General features: G+C 69.2%; 15 protein-coding genes and 1 tRNA gene. 8 read left to right on the top strand and 8 right to left on the bottom strand.

The window, feature by feature from the left end:
• Positions 1 to 20: 20 nt before the first annotated feature.
• Positions 21 to 1,481 (bottom strand): 30S ribosomal protein S1, encoded by a 1,461-nt coding sequence (rpsA, locus tag nbrcactino_RS08675; RefSeq protein WP_161926991.1) that lies wholly within the window; start codon positions 1,479 to 1,481, stop codon positions 21 to 23.
• A 211-nt stretch (positions 1,482 to 1,692) separates the two neighbouring features.
• On the opposite strand from rpsA, the gene nbrcactino_RS08670 reads away from it, so the two are divergent.
• From nbrcactino_RS08670 to nbrcactino_RS08660, 3 genes are read left to right on the top strand one after another with little or no spacing between them, the layout of a single operon-like run.
• Entirely contained in the window at positions 1,693 to 2,214 is a 522-nt protein-coding gene (locus tag nbrcactino_RS08670) for a 2'-5' RNA ligase family protein (RefSeq protein ID WP_161926990.1), read from the top strand.
• Positions 2,214 to 2,654 (top strand): hypothetical protein, encoded by a 441-nt coding sequence (locus tag nbrcactino_RS08665; RefSeq protein WP_161926989.1) that lies wholly within the window; start codon positions 2,214 to 2,216, stop codon positions 2,652 to 2,654. The genes nbrcactino_RS08670 and nbrcactino_RS08665 overlap by 1 nt, the downstream gene beginning before the upstream one ends.
• Positions 2,651 to 3,481, top strand: coding sequence for a class I SAM-dependent methyltransferase (locus tag nbrcactino_RS08660; RefSeq protein ID WP_161926988.1), 831 nt, complete (start codon positions 2,651 to 2,653; stop codon positions 3,479 to 3,481). Before nbrcactino_RS08665 ends, nbrcactino_RS08660 begins: the two co-directional genes overlap by 4 nt.
• Before the next feature lie 15 nt (positions 3,482 to 3,496).
• Here the strand turns inward: nbrcactino_RS08660 and nbrcactino_RS08655 are convergent, their stop codons facing one another.
• The 7 genes from nbrcactino_RS08655 to nbrcactino_RS08625 form a co-directional block, all read right to left on the bottom strand.
• A complete protein-coding gene (locus tag nbrcactino_RS08655) occupies positions 3,497 to 4,558 on the bottom strand; it encodes an isocitrate/isopropylmalate dehydrogenase family protein (RefSeq protein WP_161926987.1) in 1,062 nt (353 codons plus the stop codon).
• An 88-nt stretch (positions 4,559 to 4,646) separates the two neighbouring features.
• Entirely contained in the window at positions 4,647 to 5,399 is a 753-nt protein-coding gene (locus nbrcactino_RS08650; RefSeq protein ID WP_161927672.1) for an amino acid ABC transporter ATP-binding protein, read from the bottom strand.
• A gap of 5 nt (positions 5,400 to 5,404) precedes the next feature.
• Positions 5,405 to 6,295 (bottom strand): amino acid ABC transporter permease, encoded by an 891-nt coding sequence (locus nbrcactino_RS08645; RefSeq protein WP_371864514.1) that lies wholly within the window; start codon positions 6,293 to 6,295, stop codon positions 5,405 to 5,407.
• A gap of 4 nt (positions 6,296 to 6,299) precedes the next feature.
• Positions 6,300 to 7,181 carry an ABC transporter substrate-binding protein gene (locus tag nbrcactino_RS08640; protein ID WP_161926986.1) on the bottom strand — a complete coding sequence of 294 codons (882 nt, stop codon included), beginning with the start codon at positions 7,179 to 7,181 and terminating at the stop codon, positions 6,300 to 6,302.
• 1 nt (position 7,182) lies between these two features.
• Positions 7,183 to 9,933, bottom strand: a complete 2,751-nt coding sequence (gene polA, locus nbrcactino_RS08635) for a DNA polymerase I (RefSeq protein WP_161926985.1) — start codon at positions 9,931 to 9,933, stop codon at positions 7,183 to 7,185.
• A gap of 72 nt (positions 9,934 to 10,005) precedes the next feature.
• The gene (locus tag nbrcactino_RS08630) at positions 10,006 to 11,313 is read right to left on the bottom strand and encodes a branched-chain amino acid ABC transporter substrate-binding protein (RefSeq protein ID WP_161926984.1); all 1,308 of its coding nucleotides are present in this window, start codon (positions 11,311 to 11,313) and stop codon (positions 10,006 to 10,008) included.
• A gap of 15 nt (positions 11,314 to 11,328) precedes the next feature.
• On the bottom strand, positions 11,329 to 11,919 hold the full coding sequence (locus nbrcactino_RS08625; protein WP_228460745.1) for an ANTAR domain-containing response regulator: 591 nt from the start codon (positions 11,917 to 11,919) through the stop codon (positions 11,329 to 11,331).
• A 95-nt stretch (positions 11,920 to 12,014) separates the two neighbouring features.
• Between nbrcactino_RS08625 and nbrcactino_RS08620 the strand changes: the two genes are divergently transcribed.
• The 5 genes from nbrcactino_RS08620 to nbrcactino_RS08600 all read left to right on the top strand — a co-directional run bounded on the left by nbrcactino_RS08620 (position 12,015) and on the right by nbrcactino_RS08600 (position 15,902).
• Positions 12,015 to 12,091, top strand: a tRNA-Leu gene (locus tag nbrcactino_RS08620).
• Positions 12,092 to 12,409: 318 nt separating this feature from the next.
• Entirely contained in the window at positions 12,410 to 13,183 is a 774-nt protein-coding gene (locus nbrcactino_RS08615; RefSeq protein ID WP_161926982.1) for an enoyl-CoA hydratase, read from the top strand.
• Positions 13,184 to 13,247: 64 nt separating this feature from the next.
• Positions 13,248 to 13,859, top strand: a complete 612-nt coding sequence (locus nbrcactino_RS08610; protein ID WP_161926981.1) for a hypothetical protein — start codon at positions 13,248 to 13,250, stop codon at positions 13,857 to 13,859.
• Between the two features lie 71 nt (positions 13,860 to 13,930).
• Positions 13,931 to 14,209 (top strand): hypothetical protein, encoded by a 279-nt coding sequence (locus nbrcactino_RS08605; RefSeq protein ID WP_186343323.1) that lies wholly within the window; start codon positions 13,931 to 13,933, stop codon positions 14,207 to 14,209.
• A gap of 1 nt (position 14,210) precedes the next feature.
• Entirely contained in the window at positions 14,211 to 15,902 is a 1,692-nt protein-coding gene (locus nbrcactino_RS08600; protein WP_161926980.1) for a cytochrome c biogenesis protein CcdA, read from the top strand.
• The last annotated feature ends 108 nt before the right edge of the window (positions 15,903 to 16,010 follow it).

Here is a 16,010-nt window from a genome sequence, read left to right as displayed (position 1 = left end):
GTTGTTGGTGCTCAGACTGCTCAGGCGTTGCCGGCGAGCTTCTCGCGCAGTGCGGCGAGCTGCTCGTCGCTGGCCAGCGAGCCACCGGCGCTCGGCGCCGACGAACCCGACTTGGCGTCGTCGGTCGACGAGGAGTAGTCGCTCGGGGCGTTCTCCGCCTCGGCGGCGGCCTTCGCGAACTTCTCCATCTGGGCGGTGTGCATCTTGTGGCGGCGCTCGGCCTCGGCGTAACGCGCCTCCCAGGCCTTCTGCTGCTCCTCGAAGCCCTCGAGCCACTCGTTGGTGTCGGCGTCGAAGCCCTCGGGGAAGATGTAGTTGCCCTGCTCGTCGTAGCTGTCGGCCATGCCGTACTTCGACGGGTCGAACTCCTCGGTGTAGTCCTCGTTGGCCTGCTTGAGGCTCAGCGAGATCCGACGGCGCTCGAGGTCGATGTCGATGACCTTGACCAGCGCGTCGTCACCGACGGCGACAACCTGATCCGGCACCTCGACGTGGCGCTCGGCCAGCTCGGAGATGTGGACCAGACCCTCGATGCCCTCCTCGACGCGGACGAACGCGCCGAACGGAACCAGCTTGGTGACCTTGCCCGGCACGATCTGACCGATCGCGTGGGTGCGGGCGAACTGGCGCCACGGGTCTTCCTGGGTCGCCTTGAGCGACAGCGAGACGCGCTCGCGGTCCAGATCGACGTCGAGGACCTCGACGGTGACCTCGTCGCCCACGGTGACGACCTCGTTCGGGTGGTCGATGTGCTTCCAGGACAACTCCGACACGTGGACCAGGCCGTCGACGCCGCCGAGATCGACGAAGGCGCCGAAGTTGACGATCGAGGACACGACGCCCTTGCGGACCTGCCCCTTCTGGAGCTGGTGCAGGAACTCGCTGCGCACCTCGGACTGGGTCTGCTCGAGCCACGCACGGCGCGACAGGACCACGTTGTTGCGGTTCTTGTCGAGCTCGATGATCTTGGCCTCGATCTCCTTGCCGATGTACGGCTGCAGATCGCGGACGCGGCGCATCTCGACCAGCGATGCCGGCAGGAAGCCGCGCAGGCCGATGTCGAGGATCAGGCCGCCCTTGACGACCTCGATGACGGTGCCCTTGACGGCCTCGTCCTTCTCCTTGAGCTCCTCGATGGTGCCCCAGGCGCGCTCGTACTGGGCGCGCTTCTTGGACAGGATCAGGCGGCCTTCCTTGTCCTCCTTGGTGAGAACGAGGGCCTCGACCTCATCACCGACGTTGACGACCTCGCTGGGGTCGACATCGTGCTTGATGGAGAGCTCGCGGGACGGGATGACACCTTCGGTCTTGTAACCGATGTCAAGCAGGACCTCGTCGCGGTCGACCTTGACGATCGTCCCCTCGACGATGTCGCCATCGTTGAAGTACTTGATCGTGGAATCGATGGCGGCGAGAAAATCCTCGGCCGAGCCGATGTCGTTGACGGCTACTTGCGGCGAGGAGATAGTGGGGGACGACATGTGTTGGGTTGCTCCGGACAGGTATCTAGATGGGACAGGTTCTGGGTGCGGTCATCCAGCGGGAAAAGTGCTGGTCAACAATGTGGTCACCGCATCGTGACGATGCGGTGGCCATACGCCCTTACAACACTACGCCAGGCCGCCTGTCCTGCACAAATGCACGCCGAGACGCCTGACGGCCCCCGAACGAGCCCCGACGAATGAGGAGACCGTGGTCCACTCCCTGGAATTGATCTTCGACGACGACGGGGACGCCGCGGTCATCGGGGAGATCGGCCGACTCGCCGGAGCGGGGTTGCGCAACCCGCACCGCGGCCAGCGGCCGCACACCACCCTCGTCGCCGCGCGGGGCATCGGCGCCGGCGCGCTGGGGGCACTCGGCCCCGTGGCCCAACGGCTGCCGCTCACCCTCCGACTCGGCGCCCCGCTCGTCTTCTCCGGTGGCGGTGGGTTCACCCTGGCCCGGTCGGTGGTCCCGTCGACCGAGCTTCTCGGCATCCACGCCACCGTCGCCCGCCTCGCCGCCGAGCACGTCGAGGAGGAGTTCGCCCATTCGCGCCCCGGGGCGTGGACGCCCCATGTCACCCTGGCCCGCCGGCTCGACCCGGCCCAGGTGGGCGAGGCGGTCGCCCTCCTGCGCGAGCGGGACGACCTCACCGTCGTCGCGGCCGGGATCCGGCAGTGGGACGGCGAAACGCCGACCGAGACCGTGCTCCCCGGGCGGGCCTGCTGATGGCTCACCGGATCGACTACGGGCGCTTGGTCGCGGGCGGAATCGGCCTGGTGGTCCTCGGCATGTTCGTCGTGGGGTACGGCATCGTCGTCTGGCACTCGCCGACCTCCTGCGGCGGGGCGACGATGTCCGCCGGGGACCGGTGCGCGGTGACCGAAGTGGACGGGAAGCACCGCGAAAGCCTCCTGAATGAGTCCACCTACGCCACCCAGACCATTCCACTGCCCGATGGAAACGACTGGGACACCCTCAAACCTCGCGACAAGATCCATACGACCACGGTGTGGGACACGATTCTCGATGCGAAGAATGCGCGGACCTTCGACGAACAGCGGGCCGCCACCATCGGCAATGCCCGCGTGATGGTGGTCTGCGGTGCGCTGACCGTGGCGCTGGGTGCAACCATGGCCTGGTGGGCCCGACGACGGCGGTCGGCATGAGCGACGACAGCGGCGAGCACCGACCGCCCCGCGTGTTGGGCCCGGTGGATTCGACGACCAGCGACCTGGCCAATCGCGGCTGGTGGGATGCCGACGCCGACGACTACCACGACGAGCACGGCGCCTTCCTCGGCGTCGAACGCCCGGGCGGCGACTTCGTGTGGTGCCCGGAGAACCTGCGCGAGGAGGATGCCGGGCTGCTCGGCGACCTGACCGGCCGGGTCATCCTCGAGATCGGGTGCGGCTCCGCGCCCTGCTCGCGGTGGCTGGCGGCGCACGGCGCCCGTCCCGTCGGCATCGACTTGTCGCGCGGGATGCTCGCCCACGGTCTGGCCGCGATGGCCGCGGACGAGTCGCGGGTGCCCCTGGTCCAGGCGACTGCGGAGTACCTGCCCTTTGCCGATGAATCCTTCGACCTCGCGTGCTCGGCCTTCGGCGCGGTGCCCTTCGTCGCCGATTCGGCCCGGGTGATGGCCGAGGTGGCGCGCGTCCTGCGACCCGGCGGCCGCTGGGTCTTTGCCGTGAACCACCCGATGCGCTGGATGTTCCCCGACGACCCCGGGCCGGCCGGGCTCACCGTCACCGTCCCCTATTTCAACCGCACCCCGTACGCCGAGCGCGACGAGACCGGCGCGGTCACCTACGTGGAGCACCACCGGACCATGGGCGACCGGATCCGCGAGATCCGCGCCGCCGGGCTCGTCCTCGACGACGTCGTCGAACCGGAGTGGCCCGACGGCTTCGAGCAGGAGTGGGGGCAGTGGTCGCCGCTGCGGGGTGCCTACTTCCCCGGCACCGCGATCTTCTGCTGCCGCAAACCCGGCTGACGAGCCGTTCGACGCCTACCCACCGAGGCGCGCGAGCACCGCTCGCCCGAACGCCGTGGTGCCCAGCGAGCCACCCAGATCGGCCGTCGACTCACCGGCCGCCAGGGTGTCCGACAGCGCCGCGCGGATCCGGCCGGCGATGGCCGCGCCGCGCGCGTCGGCGGTGCGTTGCCCCCACCAGTCGAACAGCATCGCCGTCGACTCGATCAGCGCCACCGGGTTGGCCAGGTCGCGCCCCGCGATGTCGGGCGCGGCACCGTGTGCGGCCTGCGCCATCGCCTTGGTGTCCGAGGCATTGATCGACGCGGCCAACCCGAGCGAGCCGGCCAGCTCGGCGGCCAGGTCCGAGAGGATGTCGCCGAACAGGTTCTCGGTCACCACCACGTCGAAGTCGCCGTGTCGGACCATCAGCGCCGCCATCGCATCAACGTGCTGCTCGTCGACGGCGACGTCCGGGTAGTCGCGCGCCACCGCAAGGCAGGCGTCGCGGAACAGCCCGGTGGTCAGGGTGAGCACATTCGCCTTGTGTACCACCGTGACTCGGCGCCGCCGGCGCAGGGCGTGCTCGAAGGCGACCCGCGCGATGCGCTCCGACGCCGCCCGGGTGATCACACCGACGGCGAGCGCCACATCGGGGGTCGGCATGAACTCGCCACCGCCGACGGCCATGTTCCGGTCCGCGTAGAGGCCCTCGCTGTTCTCGCGCACGATGAGCAGATCCGCGTCGGGGGTCACCGCCGGCACGCCCGGATAGGCGCGCGACGGCCGAAGGTTGGCATAGAGCCCGTACCGCTTGCGGATGATGGCGCCCGGGGTGAGCCCGGTGCGGAACTGTGCCGGATAGCCCGCCGAGTCGTGTGGCCCGAGGATCCAGCAGTCCAGGTCGTCGAGCGCCTCGAGGGTCGCCGCCGGCAGCGGGTCGCCGGCGCTCTCGATAGCCGAACGACCAATCGCCAGGGGAACCCACTCGACGTCCAGCCCGGCCTGCTGCGCGGCCGACGAGGCGATCGCCACGGCGACCGGCACGATCTCGGGCCCGATCCCGTCCCCGTCGATGACCCCGATACGCGTCGCCATCAGTCCTTCCTCCCGCAGAGATTCGCAGATCCCGACGCTACTTCATCGGGATGTGGCAAAACGTGCGGGATGTGCCGCGTCTCGCCGTTCACAGCAGCTTCGCCAGGAATGCCTGGGTCCGTTCGTGCTGCGGATTGGCGAGCATCTCGCGCGGATTGCCGCGCTCCACCACCCGCCCGTCGTCCATGAAGACCAGTTGGTCGGCCACTTCGCGCGCGAACCCCATCTCGTGGGTGACCACGAGCATCGTCATCCCGTCGGCGGCGAGGCGGCGCATGACCGCCAGCACGTCGCCGACGAGTTCGGGGTCCAGGGCCGAGGTCGGCTCGTCGAACAGCATCAGCTTGGGCTCCATGGCGAGGGCCCGGGCGATCGCCACCCGCTGTTGCTGTCCGCCGGACAACTGGGACGGATAGTGGTCGGCACGATCGGCCAGACCCACCTGGTCGAGGAGGTCGCGGGCCTGCTCGACCGCCTCGGCCCGGGGCTTGCCGGCGACGAGAATCGGGGCCTCGACGATGTTCTCCAGCGCGGTGCGGTGCGGAAACAGGTTGAAATGCTGGAAGACCATCCCGATGTCGCGGCGCTGCCGGGCCGCCTGCTTCGGGCTCAATTCGTAGAGCTTGTCGCCGCGCTCGCGGTAGCCCATCAGTTCACCGTCGACGTAGAGACGGCCGGAGTTGATCCGCTCGAGGTGGTTCACGCACCGCAGAAACGTCGACTTGCCCGAGCCGGACGGCCCGATGAGGCAGGCGACCTCGCCGCGGGCGACCTCCAGCGACACCCCGTTCAACACGTGCAACGCACCGAAGGACTTGCCGACCGACTGGGCCGCCACCATCGGGGTCATCGGGCCTCCCCCGAGCGGCCGACGCCCTTGCTGAAATGCTTCTCCACGTAGTGCTGGCCGACCATCAACACACTGGTCACCGCCAGATACCAGGTCGACGCGACCAGGAGCATCGGGATGGGCTGGAAATTCACCCCGGAGATGTCGCGGGTCCGGCCGTACAGCTCGAGGGTGAACGGCACCGCGGCCACCAGGCTCGTCGTCTTGAGCATGCTGATCACCTCGTTGCCCGTGGGCGGGATGATCACCCGCATCGCCTGCGGCAGGACGGTGCGGCGCATCGTCTGCGTCCACGACATCCCCAACGCCGTCGACGCCTCGGTCTGTCCCTCGCCCACCGAGGCGATGCCGGCGCGGACGATCTCGGCCATGTAGGCGACCTCGTTGAGGCCCAGGCCGATCACCGCGAAGAAGAAGGCCGCGTTGAGCGCCTGGATGTCGATGTGCGCGAACTGGGTGACGAACGGGATCCCGATGTCGATCCGTTTGTAGATCGAGCCGAACAACCCCCAGAACACCAGTTGGACGTAGACCGGTGTCCCGCGGAACACCCAGATGTAGACCCAGGCGCAGTAGCGCAGCACCGGGTTGTCGGTCAGCCTCATCACCGCCAGCGCCACGCCGAGCACGACGGCGATGGCCATCGCCAGCACGGTCAGGCCCAGCGTGTACCCGACGCCGGCCAGCACCCGGGTGTCGAACAGATAGGCCGCGTAGGTGTGCCAGCGGTAAGCCGGGTTGGTCGCCGCGCCGTAGACGAACAACCCGGCGAGGACGAGCACCACGACGGCGGCCAGCCACTGGCCCGGGTGGCGCAGCGGTACCGCGCGGATCGGCGCGGCGTCGTCGGTCGACGCCGGCGCACCGGGTTGGGCGGGTGACACCACGTGGCTACTCCTTCGCGCCGTTGACGACGGATTCCCGAATCATTCCAGCCGACAGACCCCAATGGGTGGCGATGGTCGAGTAGTACCCGTGCTCGATCAGGTACTGCATCGCCGCGCGCACCGCCTGGGCCACACCGCCCTTGGCGACCGCGATTCCGTAGGGAGCGGCGTCGTAGACCGGCCCGACCGCCTCGAGTTGGCCGTCGGTCTTCTTGACGGCATAGGCGGTGACCGGCGAGTCCGCCGACATCGCGTCGACCTGCCCGAGCAGCAGGGCGTTGACCGTCGCATCCTGGTTCTCGAACTTCACCTTCCGGATCGGTTCCTTGCCGGCCCGCACGCAGTCGGCCGACTTCGCCGGGATCTCCTGCGTGTCCTGGACCGTGGTGGACTTCACCCCGACGCGTCGACCACACGCGGTGGTCGGGGTGATGGTGGTCCCGGTGCGCCGCGCCCACAGGACCCCGGCGGAGAAGTAGGTGACGAAGTCGACCTGCTTCTCCCGCTCCAGCGTGTCGGTGAACGCCGACATCCCGAGGTGGAACGTCCCGGCCTGGATCGCCGGGATGATCTTCGCGAACTCCGATTCGGCCACCCGCAGCCGCAGCCCGAACACCTGGGCCAGGGCGGCGGCCAGGTCGATGTCGAAGCCGACGATCTGGCCGTCGCGGTTCTTGAACTCGTTCGGCTGGTAGGGCGGGTTGGTCCCGACGACCAGCACTCCCCCGGCCCGGATCGGCTCGGGGAGCAGGGCGGCAATCGCCGGCTGCTTCGCGACGTCGACGCTGATCGGCGCGGTGTCCAGCGCAGACTCGTCGTTCGTGCAGGCGGTCACCACCGCGACCGACATGGCGACCGCGAGGCATCCGAGCCGGCGCGCGAACATCTCAGTGCGCCGCGTCGTCCCAGGATCGGCCGACTCCCACCGAGACTTCCAGCGGCACCGACAGGCTGATGGCGCCGCCCATCTCCTCGCGGACGAGCTTCTCCACCGCGTCGCGCTCCCCGTGCGCGACTTCCAGCACCAATTCGTCGTGGACCTGCAACAGCATCCGGCTGCGCAGCCCCTCGGCGGCGAGGCGGCGGTGCACGTTGATCATGGCGACCTTGATGATGTCGGCGGCACTGCCTTGGATCGGGGCGTTGAGCGCCATCCGCTCGGCAGCCTGGCGGCGCTGCCAGTTGTCGCTGTTGAGGTCGGGCAGGTAGCGGCGGCGGCCGTAGACCGTCGCGGTGTACTCGTTGCGGCGCGCCACGTCGACGACGTTGTGCAGATAGTCGCGGACCCCGCCGAACCGCGCGAAGTAGGCCTCCATCTGCTCCTTGGCCTCCTCCCGGCTGATGCCCAGCTGCGCGGCCAACCCGAAGGCCGACAGCCCGTAGGCCAGGCCGTAGGACATCGCCTTGACGCGGTGGCGCATCTCCGGGGTGACCCCGTCGATGGGCACGCCGAAGGCGCGCGAACCGACGAAGTTGTGCAGGTCCTCACCGGTGTTGAAAGCCTCGATCAACCCCTCGTCCTCGGAGAGGTGGGCCATGATCCGCATCTCGATCTGGCTGTAGTCCGCGGTGAGCAGCGACTCGAACGGCGAATCGGCGCCGCCGCCACCGGTGACGACAAAGCCGCCGCGGATCTGACGGCCGGCCGGGGTGCGCACCGGGATGTTCTGCAGGTTCGGATCGGTCGAACTCAGGCGCCCGGTGGCGGCGATCGTCTGGTTGAAGGTGGTGTGGATGCGACCGTCCGGGGCGACGGATTTGAGCAGTCCCTCCACGGTCACCTTGAGCCGGGTCGCGTCGCGGTGGTCGAGCAGGTGCTCGAGGAACGGGTGGCCGGTCTTCTCGTACAGCCCCTGCAGCGCATCGGCGTCGGTGGTGTACCCGGTCTTCGTCTTCTTCGTCTTCGGCATCTCCAGCTTGTCGAAGAGGATCGTCTGCAGCTGCTTGGGCGAACCCAGGTTCACCTGCTCGCCGATCACGTCGTAGGCCGCCTCGGCGGCCGCGCGCACCCGCTCGGCGAACTCCGCCTCCAGCGTCTGCAGGTGGTCGGTGTCCACCGCGATCCCGGTGGCCTCGAGGTCGGCGAGCACGAACAGCAACGGCAATTCCACGTCGGCGAGCAGGTCACGGACGTGCAGTCGCTCGAGTTCCTCGTCGAAGGCGGTGGCCAACTCGGCGACGGCGCGGGCGGCGAGCATCAACTCATCCGCCCGCTTCGTATCGTCGGCGTCCCCGTCGAGCAGGGAGAGCTGCCCGCCGTCGGCCGAGGCGGTGTCGACCCGAAGTTCGCGCCGCAGGTAGCGGACGGCGAGGTCGTCGAGGTTGAAGCTCCGCTGACCGGGCCGGGCCAGGTAGGCCGCCAACGACGTGTCACTGCTCACCCCCGACAGCGCCCAGCCCCGTGCGCGCAGTGCGTGGAAGGCCCACTTCGCCTCGTGCAGCGCCTTGTCCGCCGACGGGTCGGCGAACCAGTCGGCCAGGGCCTGCTCGTCGTCGGGGGTCATCCCCGTCGGGTCGATGAAGGCGCTCACCTCGTCGGCCGCGGCGATCGCGACGGCCTCGACGTCGGAGTCGACGACGCGCTGCGGTCCGGCGACCATGACTCCGCTGCGCCCGGTGCGGGCGTGCTCGTCGAGCCAACCGCGGACGGCGCCGGGGGCCAGCCGCTCCCCGTCCAGGTCGAACCCGGACTCGGCCTCCGGCTCGGGTGAGGACAGTGTGGCGAAGAGGCGGTCGCGCAGCACCCGGAACTCGAGGTCGTCGAACAGTTTGTGGATCTGCTCACGGTCCCACCCGGCCAGCGCCAGGTCGTCGGGTCCGGCGTCGAGGTGGACGTCGCGGACCAGTTCGGTCAGTTCCCGGTTGGTGAGCACCGAGGACAGGTTGGCGCGCAACGAGTCCCCGACCTTGCCCCGGACGGATTCGACGTTGTCGACCAGGCCGGCCAGCGAGCCGTATTCGCGGATCCACTTGGCCGCGGTCTTCTCCCCGACACCGGGGATACCGGGCAGGTTGTCCGATGGGTCGCCGCGCAGTGCGGCGTAGTCGGGGTACTGCACCGGGGTGAGCCCGTACTTGCCCTCCACCTCCTCGGGGGTGAACCGGGTCAGCTCGGAGACCCCGCGCTTGGGGTACAGCACGGTCGTCGTCGGGTCGACCAGTTGCAGGGCGTCACGGTCGCCGGTGACGATCAGGACCCGGTACCCCTGGTCGCGGGCCTGGGTGGCGAGGGTGGCGATGACGTCGTCGGCCTCATACCCGTCGACCGCGAACACCGGGATCCCCATGGCGCCGAGCACCTCTTTGGTCAGGTCGACCTGGCCGCGGAACTCGTCGGGCGAGGAGTCGCGCTGCGCCTTGTACTCCGGGTACCGCTCCGAGCGGAAGGTCTTGCGCGACACGTCGAACGCCGCCGCGATGTGCGTCGGCTGCTCGTCGCGCAGCAGGTTGATCAGCATCGACGTGAAGCCGTACACGGCGTTGGTGGTCTGTCCCCCGGCCGTTTTGAAGTTCTCGGCCGGCAGCGCGAAGAAGGCGCGGTAGGCAAGCGAATGCCCGTCGAGCAGCATCAGGATCGGGCGCCCGTCTCCCGTCGGGTCGGCGGCGGCCTTCGATGCTGACTTCTGCGCTGGACTCACAACGACGAAGTCTAGTGTGGTCCGCCGACATCGCGGCGACCCGTTCCGAACGCGTGGTCGGTCGGCGGGCGCCTAGACGGGCCCGACGTGGGAGAGCCACACGGCGTTGCCGATGAGATCGCCGGTCGGGGCCCAGCGGTAGTGGCGCGACACCCCGTCGCCGGAGTACTTGGCGACGTAGTCGCGCAGCCGCGCGCGGGTCTGGTGTTTGGCCGCGATGCCGCGGATGACGATGGTGGCGAGGTCGTAGGCCTCCAGCGAGTACTGCGCCGGCGCCGTCCCGAACTTCTCGGTGAACGCCTTGGTGAACTCGGCCGGGTCGGGGGCGCACGAACACGACAGCAGGGCACCGTCGGCCCCGGACCCCGCGTAGGCGATGAACTCCGGACTGTTCGCCTCGTCGCCGGCGGCGAACAGCACCCCCGGCGCGGCCGCGCGCAGCGCGGTGAGGAATGCCCCGGCGTCACGCGCCGCGCCGGCGAAGTAGACCCCGTCGGCACCCTGTTTCACCACCGCGTCGACCGCGGCGGCGTAGTCGTGGTGCCCGCGGCGGACGTTCGCGGCACAGCCGGGCACGGCGACCGAACCCAGCCCCTGCGTGACCGTTTGGGCGAGGCCGGCGCCGCTGTCGGTGTCGTCGGCGATGACGCAGACCTTCTTGCGGTGCCGAGCGGTGACGAGGTGGCGGGCGATCGCCTCGCCCTGCACGTCGTCGTTGTTCACGCCGCGGAAGAACGACTTCCACCCCTTGTCGGTGAGCGTGGGCGCCGTAGCCGACGGGCTCAGCGCCGCCAGGCCGGCCTGGTTGTACACCGATCCCGCTGCGAGGGCGTCGGTGGAGGTGAGCGGCCCGATGACCGCGACGACGCTCGCGTTGGCCACCGTGCGCTTGGCCTGCTCGGCGGCCACCACCCCGTTGCCCTTGGAGTCGACGCGGATCAGCCCCAGGTGACAGCCCGGGTTCGCCGCGTTGAACCGGTCGACGGCGAGTTGTACGCCGTTGGCGATGGCGGCGCCGTCGATCCCGTCGCGGCTCGTCAGATCACCGGCGACGGCGACCGACAGGTTCCGACAGGTCGCCTTGCCGTCACCGGCGGGCTTGGCCGGATCGGCCGGTGCCGGAGCGTCGTAGCGCTGGCCGTCGATGTTGATCCGCCCGACGGTGCGGATCGCCATTCCGGTCTGCGATGGCGGTACCGAGGTCGGTGCGGCGGCCGAGCCGGGCTTGCTCGACGCGGTGTCCGATGCCGGTGACGTGGCGCCGGCCTTCGCGGCCGGCGACGTCGGCGCCGTGCCGTCGTCAGTCGCGCAGCCGGCGACCGCCACCACCGCCGCGACCACCATCGCCGCGGTTCCCGTAACGCGTGGGCCGATCCTCATCCCTCACCGCCTGTTTCAGGGCTTGACGTTGTCGATGACCACTTCGGCCACCTGTCTCATCGTGGTGCGCCGATCCATCGCCGCGCGCTGGATCCAGGCGAACGCCTCCGGTTCGGTCATCGCGTGCTGGCTCATCAGCAGACCCTTGGCGCGGTCGATGAGTTTGCGCGCCTCCAGGGTCTCCTGGACCGATTCGACCTCGGCCTCCAGCGCGGCCAACTCTCGGTACCGGCTGACCGCCACCTCGATCGCCGGGGCGAGGTCGGCCTTGGAGAACGGCTTGACCAGGTAGGCCATCGCGCCTGCGTCGCGGGCCTTCTCGATGAAGTCGCGCTGACTGAAGGCCGTCAGCATCACCACCGGCGCGAGGCGCTTCTGCGCGATCTCGGTGGCGGCGTCGATACCGTCGCGGACCGGCATCTTGATGTCCATGATGACCAGGTCGGGCCGCAGGCTCTCGGTGAGTTCGACGGCAACCTGCCCGTTCGGAGCCTCCCCGACGACGTCGTAGCCCTCTTCCCTCAGCATCTCGACCAGATCCATCCGGATCAGCGAGTCATCCTCGGCCACCAGGACCCGGCTGGGCGGTTGGACTTCGTCGGCCACAGGCATCCTTTCTCATCAGCACGAACCTCGGTGCTATGACCCTACCGGGCGCGGTTGGCACACGCGGGTAACCATCTACTAAACTCGGCACCCATGCCCTCGTAGCCCAATTGGCAGAGGCAACGGATTCAAAACCCGTCCAGTGTGAGTTCGAGTCTCACCGAGGGCACCATGACAACCTTGCCGGCCTCCGGCCGGAGTGCGCCCACTGAGTTCGAGTGACATCCCGGAGGGCGCACCATCACATTCCTGCCGGCCTCCGGTCGGTACGCCCGCTGAGTTCGAGTGACACCACACATCACTCCCCCAAGCAGGGGTTTCTCCTTCCGCACCGCTCGGCTGCACGGTTTGGCGATCAGAGTCACCGGAACCCTGGAAGACTGGTGCCGGATCTGGATCAAGGACACCGGCGTGACGCTGGCGACGGACGAGTCAGTCAAGACTGCCGTCGGTGGGTCGGTGAACGCCCCAACGCGGTAAGGAGTCCGTCATGGTGCACGGTATCGACGTCGAGGTCGACGCACCACTCGGCGTGATCACCCTGGCCGACCCGCGGCGGCGCAACCCGCTCTCGACGACGACGATGGCCGCCATCACCGACGCGCTGCGGCGCCTGGACGGCGACCGCGACGTCAGGGTGATCGTCATGCGCGCGCTCGGCCCGGCTTTCTCCGCCGGGCACGACCTCATCGAACTGGTCGACCGCACCCTCGACGACGAGCGCGCCGTCTTCGCCAGCTGTACCGAATTGATGACCGCCGTGCACGAGGCGCGACAGCCGGTGATCGCCGAGGTGTCCGGATTCGCCTTCGCCGCAGGCTGCCAGCTGGTCGCCACGTGCGACCTCGCCGTCGCCGGGACCTCGGCGCGGTTCAGCACCCCCGGGGTCAAGATCGGCCTGTTCTGCTCCACCCCGATGGTGGCCCTGACGCGGGCGATCGGCCGCAAACGGGCGATGCACATGCTCCTCACCGGCGACGTCATCGATGCCGCGACCGCGGCCGACTGGGGATTGGTCAACGACGTCGTCGACGATGACGGATTGGCCACTGCGGTACGCGAACTCGCCCTCCGGATCGCCGGGTCGAGCGCGTCCACCCTGGCCATCGGCAAGGCGGCGTTCTATCGCCAAATCGACCACACCGAGCCCGAGGCGTACGAGCTCATGGGCGAGACGATGGCCACGAACGCGATGACGTGCGACGCCCAGGAGGGCATTACCGCCTTCCTCGACAAGCGCGACCCGGTGTGGACAGATACCTGACAACCGCACCCGCTACCCTCGGGAGGCATGCCGCCGGAGGGGCGGCCGGAACGGGGTCTCCACCATGAGTTTTCGACGTCCAGGGCCGCGCATTGTCGTCGGCGCCGTATCCATTCTCAGTGCGCTGTCCGTCGTCGCGCCGGCGACCGCGGCGCCGCGCCCGGTGCCCGACGGCAAGTGTGTGATCAGCCAGACCAATCGGGATCGCACCATCGACTCGCTGATGAACCACTGCACCGGTCCACAGATTCTGAAGCTGTTCGGCGACGCGCCGTTGGGCAAGGCGCCGACCGGCCGCCAACCCTTGGCACTGCTGCCGGTGATGCACACCCGCGGGAAGCTCGCCCCGTACGAGCAGGCCCGGGCCTTCACACGGACGCAGAGCAGGTTCGGCAGCAGCCTGACCTTCACCAAAGGACCGCAGGGACAGCCCTGGGTCTACAAGGACTACACGTTCGGCCGCGACCTCGGCGCACCGGTCAAGCTGGGGCGCTCGAACTGGGACGGCAAGCCGGCCTGGACCGCCGACTTCCGGGCAGACTTCCTCGGCGTGCCCATCAGCATCCACGAGTACCGGCAATTGACGCCCCAGGTCTGGATCGCCCGCGACACCGGTGGCGTGGAGAAGAACCCGAAAGCCGCCAAGCACAGTGGCGGGGCGATGGCACTGGGCTGACCGTTGTGACTGTCGTCACATTCGGCGTAGTCTGGCAGGAGTCGGGGGACGACGCACACGGAGGTCCGATTATGACCATCCCATCAACCGCCCGACGCTCGGCACGCTGCCTGCTCGTCGGGGCCGCCGCCGCGGCCACGTTGATCACCGGTATCGGCGGACTCGGCGCACCCGATGCCGCCGCCGCTCCGAAGATGGGCACCCCCTGCGGGCCCAACAAGGTGATCACCACCATCGGGACCTGCGCACCGATCAACTCCTCATGCACCGGTTACGACATGATGCTCATCGGGCGGGTCGACCGCACCGGCCGCTGCGTCATCCCCGGCATGAACGGCACGACGTGGTGATGTGACGCTCCTCCTGGTCGGTTTCGTCGGCGGCCTCCTGGCGGGCATCTCGCCCTGCGTCCTGCCGGTGCTGCCGGTCGTGCTGATGGGCAGCGCCGCGGCGCCAGGGGACGAAGCGGCACCACCGAGTCGCGCCCGCGCGGTGGCGATCGTCGCCGGGATGACGCTGAGCTTCGCGCTCATCACCCTGTTCGGCACCCTGCTGCTGGCGGCACTGCACCTGCCCTCGTCGCTGCTGCGCTGGTTGGGGTTGGCCGCCCTCGTCCTCGTCGGCCTGGCCATGCTGTTCCCCTCGGTGGAACGCTTCCTCGAACGGGGTTTCGCACGGATCCCCCAACGCCAGGTCACCGAGAAGGGCTCGGGCACCCTCGGCGGCTTCTTGTTGGGCCTGGCCCTCGGCGCGGTCTTCGTGCCGTGCGCCGGACCGGTGCTGGCGGCGATCGCCGTCGCCGGGGCCACCGGCACGATCGGCACCGAGACGGTCCTGCTCACCGTCGCCTTCGCCGTCGGGGTCTCGATCCCCCTGCTGCTCGTCGCCCTGGCGGGTAACCGGATCGCCGAGCGCGTCCGCGGCCTGCAGCGACGCCAACGCCTGGTCCGCGGGGTGGCCGGCGTCCTGGTGATCGCGCTGGCCATCGCCCTGACCTTCGACGTCACCGGGGCGATTCAGCGCCGCATCCCCGACTACACGCGCGTGATCGCCGACCCGCTGAAGACCCGGATCGCCGTCCCCGCAGCGGCCGGCAACGGCTCGTTGCGAGCCTGCCAGGAATCGGCCTTCAACGGCGTCGACGAGGGGCTCGCCGATTGCGGCCGGGCACCGGAGTTCACCGGAATCTCCCAGTGGCTCAACGGATCTGCGATGCGGATGGCCGACTTGCGCGGCAAGGTCGTCCTCGTCGAGTTCTGGGCCTATTCGTGCATCAACTGTCAGCGATCACTCCCCCACACCCAGGCGTGGTGGAAGCGCTACGAGCCCTTCGGCCTGCGCGTCGTCGGCGTCCACACCCCCGAGTACGCCTTCGAGCGCGAAGCCGGCAACGTCGACGCCGGGGCCCGCAAACTCGGCCTGACCTTCCCGCTGGCCATCGACAACGGGTACGGCACGTGGAAGGCGTATCAGAACGTGGCGTGGCCGGCCGGCTACCTCGTCGACGCCACCGGGGTGATCCGCCACGTCAGCCTCGGCGAGGGCCGCTACGACCGCCACGAGGCCTATCTGCGCGTGTTGCTCACCGCCGCCAACCCCGGCGTCGACCTGCCCGCGCCGACCGACCTGCCCGATCAGACCCCCACCGACCGGCAGCGCACGCCGGAGACCTTCCTCGGCATCGACAAGCAGCAGGCCTATGGCGGCGGCGGTCCCTACAGCGCCGGAACCCACCCCTATTCCGACGACGAGCACCCGGCCCCCAACACCTTTCGACTCGCGGGCACCTGGACGCCCGGACCCGAGTCGCTGACCGCCGGCCCAGGGGCCCGGATCACCCTCGCCTACCGTGCGCGCGCCGTCTATCTCAACGTCGGCGGCACCGGCACGATCACGATCACCTCGGGCGGGACGACGAGAACCGTGCCGGTATCGGGACCGCCCAACATCAGAACCGTTGCCAGCCACCGCACTTCGGCGGCGGAAACCGTGACGATCGAGTTGTCCCCCGGTTTGAGCGCCTACTCGTTCACCTTCGGCTGACCGCCCGATCAGCGCGCCAGTCTCGAATCCGCCACGGACCGGTTGCACCCTCGACACAACCCGCGCTCATCACAGCGACCCGCAAGGTTGGCTCACTACACTCGCACC

Origin of the sequence: Gordonia crocea (assembly GCF_009932435.1) — a bacterium.
Classification (GTDB): domain Bacteria; phylum Actinomycetota; class Actinomycetes; order Mycobacteriales; family Mycobacteriaceae; genus Gordonia; species Gordonia crocea.
The sequence above is the reverse complement of the archived record's forward strand: the minus strand, read 5'-3'. Positions and strand labels throughout refer to the sequence as shown.